The organism is Microcystis sp. M49636_WE2 (genome assembly GCF_030065375.1).
GTDB classification, from domain to species: Bacteria; Cyanobacteriota; Cyanobacteriia; order Cyanobacteriales; family Microcystaceae; genus Microcystis; species Microcystis aeruginosa_C.
Map to the genome: position 1 here is coordinate 1 of NZ_JASJFG010000004.1, position 5,480 is coordinate 5,480.

Consider the following 5,480-nt stretch of genomic DNA (forward strand, 5'->3'; position numbering starts at 1 on the left):
GCCAATTGTTTTTCTTAGGGGTATCTCTGGCCCCTTTTCCTGTTCTTAAAGAGTGAAGGAAGTTACTTATTATTATCAAGGAATTTGTCCCGAAACGGGCGAGTTATTGCGCTTGCCCCGCACTCTTTTGGCTGAAAAAATCGCCCAAGATTTGATGACAACTATCACCAATCCTCAAGGTAAAATGTATGGGATTTTGTTAGGAGAAAATGCCGCTGGCGAAATAGAAATTTTAAAAGCTTTTTCTGGACAGGGAGAAGCTGCTGGCTGGGTTCCGTCCCTAGTGGGGAGAGAAAAAATTATGCTGGAAGAAAAGCGAGTTTTGCAACTTTTAGAAACAATTAAACAGGAAATTATTGACCTACAATCAATTCCCGAACATAATTTATATCGACTCAATCAAGCAAATTTTGAGCGCAAAATACAAGCTTTACAGCAACAACATCAAACCCATAAACAGGAACGAGATAGATTAAGAAATTTAGGAAATTTAAACCCAGAAGAATTAGAAAAATTAAATAATATCAGTCGTCAGGAAAAAAGAGCAAGAAAGCAATTAAAACAGGAACAAAAACAAGTTTTAGAACCCTTAATTGATAAAATAAACGTAGCCAATCAGAGAATTATTGAGCTTAAGCAACAGCGTAGAAAACTCTCCAAACAGTTACAGGAATTGCTGTATCAATCCTACTGTTTAAACAACTTTTCTGGACAATCTCTCTCCTTAGCTAAATTGATGGGCAGTAATTTGTTACCGACGGGAACAGGGGAATGTTGCGCCCCGAAATTATTAAATTATGCCGCTATGAAAGGATTAAAACCTGTCGCCATGGCCGAATTTTGGTGGGGAGAATCGAATCGAGATAGAAAACAGGGAGAATTTTATGGCGCTTGTCAAGAAAGATGTCAACCTCTCATGGGTTTTTTACTCTCTGGTTTACGTTCATCCCTAGAAATTATCTACGAAGACGAGGGAATAATTGCTATTAATAAACCCGCAGGATTATTATCGGTAGCAGGACGTTATCAAGATAGTCAAGATGCTGTGGTCAATCGTTTTCGTCGTCAGGGAAAAAATGTCATTCCAGTTCATCGTTTAGACCGAGAAACTTCTGGTATATTATTACTAGCTAAAAGTTTAGATATTTATCGTTGTTTATCCCAACAATTTCAACGGCGAGAAGTGGAGAAAATCTACGAAGCTATATTATCAGAAATTATTGAGCGAGAATCAGGTATAATTGACCTACCTCTCTGGGGAAATCCGCAAAATCGACCCTATCAAACTGTGGATTGGCAAAGGGGAAAAGCTAGTCAAACCTATTTTAAAGTTGTCGGTAAAGAAGGCAATTATTCTCGGCTAGAATTTATTCCCTACACGGGAAGAACCCATCAAATTCGCGTTCATAGTCAAGCGGGATTAGGGATAGGAATTTTAGGCGATCTTTTGTATAATGGTAAGCAGTCCGACCGTTTACACCTACACGCTAAACAATTATCTTTTCGTCATCCTCAGACCGAAAATAAACTTGATCTAATCATTCCCACCCCCTTTTGAGAGCTATAATTGCTAACAGCAACAAATTAGCTATCTAAATGGAGCAAGAGGACTCCCGTTAAATTTCTCCTTAATTAGGGTCTGCTGAATAAATCTAAAAACCTTGTTGGATAAGAATTTTAGACTTTTTTCCCATCAAAAAGTGCCAGACATTGGGGTGATCGGGGGGGAAATTTAGGCACTTTTTCCCTGAAAATTAGGTAATTGACCCCCTGAAAATGGGCAAAACCCTACACCCCACACCCCACACCCCACACCCTGCCCCCACGAAAAACTCTTTCAGTAAACCCTAATTAAAGGCCGCCTTGATCGATTTTTACCCTAGATTGTGCTATAGTTAGAAGTTGGCATTTTTTAGGCAGAGAGCAATTACAGGAGGTGAATTAGGTTAATGACCCAAGTGGTAGTTGGTCAGAACGAGGCGATCGAATCAGCCCTACGTCGTTTTAAGCGACAGGTAGCGAAAGCGGGAATTTATGCGGATATCAAAAAGCATCAATTTTTTGAAACCCCTCAAGAAAAGAGAAAGCGTAAAGCAGTAGCCCGAAGACGACAAAGAACCCGTCGTCGTTAAATTCCACCAGTCAGAAGCTGAATAAAGGCTTCTGGCTGTCTTTTATTTTGATCGGGTTTTGGGGGCTGGGAAACAGATTAGGGACCAGGGGAGTAGGGATAAAACAGCTGATGGCTGTCTCTTGCCAGAGTGCCTATCTCTACTGGGAAATTAATTCTGCACGACTACTTAAAACTCAACCCTTTGACCATAACTTAGGAGACTTTGTAGGGTGGCGAGGCGATTTTCCCAGACTTGTATTTGATAGGCAGATAAATCTTTTTGTCTGGACATCACAGATTTAAATTGATAGCTAAATCGCTTTAAAGCATTTTGAGTTAAAGTCAAATTGCGAGGGCTGGGATTAGTAGCTAATTGTTCTAATAGATTAGCCATTTCGTCCACTTCTTGCCCCCAAGCTTTTAAGGTTCGCTCCTCCATTGCCCATAGATTATTCACTATTAAAAAACTCCACTCTTGACGCAGAGAATTAAACCGCACCGCTGCCGTTTTAAAGGGTTGACGGTGAGGTAAAGGTTCAGCTTTTTTGGTAATTATCGATCCCTGAATGCGATTAAGAATTGTTTGCAAGTTGGGATTGAGATTTTCTGTGGCAAAAAGAGCGAATCCCGAAGTGGGAAGATTGCGAATAAATTGTAGTTGATCGATCATGACTTGATCGGGTACTTTTAACAGACGGATACCTGGTATAATCAGAGCATTTCCTGCAATTTGGCGATCAAATAAAGACTGAGTTTTTTCTTCTAAAGTCCCTGTATCAAGAGCATAAGTCATTAAAAAGATCAGGTCTATCCATTGATTTTGTCCCCATTCTTCCCAGTTTTGCTGAATACGATATAATCGTTCTTTTTGTTCTAGGGGAAACACCGCCGCCGACATTTTTAAGTGGGGGCGAATCTGTTTTAAGCGAGTAGAAACCTGCGAAACAAAAGTATCAACCTGACGGATTTTAAAGCTAGTCCATTGTTCCCATAAAGCACCCCGGGGATTTAAAGTAATGGGATCAACTCCCGTCATTTGTTTAAATAACCAACGGCTGGATTTACCATAACCATAGGTTTGATTAGAATTTTGATTCTGGAAGGGATAGCGAATATAATCTAACTGCAAGCCATCCACATCGTAATTCTTGACAATCTCCTCGTAAAGAGATAAAAGATAGTTTTGTAGGTCGGGATTAGCAGGATCAAAAAAGGCCTTTTTCGTGCCTTGACTGTAATCAAAAGAACCACCACTTTTATTAGTTGCCCCCCAATCGGGATTACGCGATAAAACCGGACCGAGATAATCTAATGGTTGCTCTAATACTTTATTATGAGCTTGATTAGCCGCCGCAAAAACCCACACCCAAGCGTGGATTTCCATATTGCGTTCATGGGCTAATTTAACGGCAACTTTTAGGGGATCCCAACCTCTGGTTAAAGGATTTTGTTCGGGGGCAACTTGACTGGGATAAATAGTATAACTAGCATTAACTGTCTCGAAAAAGACCACATTAATACCCGCTGCCGCCATGCGATCGAATACTTTAGCTAAATCCTCCTCATTTTTAGCTTCTACGATCGTGCCTCGATCTAACCACATTGCCCGTATTTCTGGTTGGGCAAATTGTCGATTAGTGGGATAATTATCCCAAAGATTTCGCCTCGCTTGTAACCAAAATTCTCGCGCTTGGGTATAGTCCCCCTGAGCGATTAAATTCTGAAAATTATTTAAGGTTACTTGGGCATTTTCTAGGGCTAAACGGAATCGTCTGGCGGTATCTGTGGTGGGGGAGTTTTTCGCACGATCATGAAATGCTTGTGCTAGGGATTTATCAGTAGTTAAGGTGTTATTATTGCTGGCCTCTAAAGCTAAGAGAGTCGCTCCATAACGCCCGATTAATCCCTGCAATTCCGCCGTCATTTGGCTAATTTGTTGAGGAGTTAGACTTGCTCTGGGGGGAATTGCCTCGGTATTCGGACTTAATCTCGCCGTTTCATTACCTGAAGTTTCCGCAGTCGGGGGTAGAGGGGGACGGGGTGCGGTCGCTGTTGGTGTATTGTTAATATTATTAACTATTGTTGAGTTTCCTTGACAATAGGGGGCAATTGTGTTAACAGAAGAACTGCGATTAATGCCGTAGCGTTGCAGGGAGGTTTCTAGCCAAGCGCTATCGAGGGCGAGATTAGCGACGGCATCGCTGCCCCAGCGCCAACCGAGAAAGATCGAGTTATTATTGAGGACAACGGCGGGGGGATTGTTGCGCGCTCCCCAGACGGCAACGGTTTGGCTATTAACTCCCGTGGGGATAACCACACCACCGAGGAGACTGCTGGCTAAAGGTTTTTGGTTTTTCAGTTCACCTAAATTAGTCGGCCGCAGGGTGTAAGCTTGGGAGTGAGGATAAGCCCAGTAAGCCCCAAATAGCGATCGCAATTGATCACGCACCGCAGGTTCCGAAAGATTTCCCGCCGGACCGGTGACGATAATTTTACCACCGCGATTCAGCCAACGACTCAAGACACTAGCTTGTAAACCGGAAATAGTCTCGACGTTGGGGATGATTAGAACCTTAATTTTATTTAAATCCGCGTCGCTTTGCCACTGATTACTCTGAAGAATGCAGTAATTAACCCCGACATTTTGCAAACGATCAGTGATAGCTGTCCATTGATTGGCATTTTCTTGACTTTTTAACACTGCCACCGGTGTCGCTAAAACTGGGATCGGTAGTAAGACAGCAACACAGGACAAGAGGCAGGCAATTAGGGGCTTGTTAAAAAGATGATCAAGACGGAAGAACGATCCCAGCACGTTTTTTTCTCTTAATTTTTTTGGTTAACTCCTCCTGATCTTACCCAACTTAGCCAAAAAATAGTATCTTGGGGAACAAAAATTGCGTCTTAGTCGTCTGCAACGCGGGTGTTGGGGTTTTAGGGTGTTGGGGTTTTAGTTGAAATTCCCCATTCCCCCATTCCCCCATCTCCCCATTCCCCCATTCATAATTCATAATTCATAATTCATAATTCCCCATCCCCCCATTCCCCCATCTCCCCCATTCATAATTCATAATTCATAATTCATAATTCCCCATCCCCCTACAACTGTAAAGACAATTGCCGAAAATGATCGCCGCGATGTTCAAAACTTTGGTATTGGTCAAAACTAGCGCAAGCGGGCGATAATAACACCACTTTAGCCTCTTTTGCTGGTCCTAGTTCGGCTGCGCGTTGAACTGCCCTGTCCATCGTTTCTACACATTCATAATCTTGATAACCTGCTGACTGTAAACGACGGGCAAAATCGGCGGCAGCGTCACCAATAAGCAGCACGGTGGCGACTTTTGCCTTAATTTCAGCGATCCAA

3 protein-coding genes and 1 pseudogene are annotated in these 5,480 nt (G+C 42.4%); 2 read left to right on the forward strand and 2 right to left on the reverse strand.

Annotation, left to right across the window (positions count from 1 at the left end):
• The first annotated feature begins 52 nt into the window (after positions 1–52).
• Positions 53–1,558, forward strand: a complete 1,506-nt coding sequence (locus PX484_RS00040; protein ID WP_002801234.1) for an RluA family pseudouridine synthase — start codon at positions 53–55, stop codon at positions 1,556–1,558.
• Positions 1,559–1,949: 391 nt separating this feature from the next.
• The gene (rpsU, locus tag PX484_RS00045) at positions 1,950–2,132 is read left to right on the forward strand and encodes a 30S ribosomal protein S21 (protein ID WP_002738938.1); all 183 of its coding nucleotides are present in this window, start codon (positions 1,950–1,952) and stop codon (positions 2,130–2,132) included.
• Positions 2,133–2,300: 168 nt separating this feature from the next.
• Here the strand turns inward: rpsU and PX484_RS00050 are convergent, their stop codons facing one another.
• Both PX484_RS00050 and murD read right to left on the reverse strand, forming a co-directional pair.
• On the reverse strand, positions 2,301–4,928 hold the full coding sequence (locus PX484_RS00050; RefSeq protein ID WP_287766859.1) for a glycoside hydrolase family 10-like protein: 2,628 nt from the start codon (positions 4,926–4,928) through the stop codon (positions 2,301–2,303).
• Between the two features lie 284 nt (positions 4,929–5,212).
• Positions 5,213–5,480, reverse strand: a pseudogene (gene murD, locus PX484_RS00055) (UDP-N-acetylmuramoyl-L-alanine--D-glutamate ligase); the annotation flags it as partial.

Coding starts and splice junctions, on each gene's coding strand:
- rpsU (WP_002738938.1), top strand. CDS start 1,950: ATGACCCAAGTGGTAGTTGGTCAGAACGAGGCGATCGAATCAGCCCTA.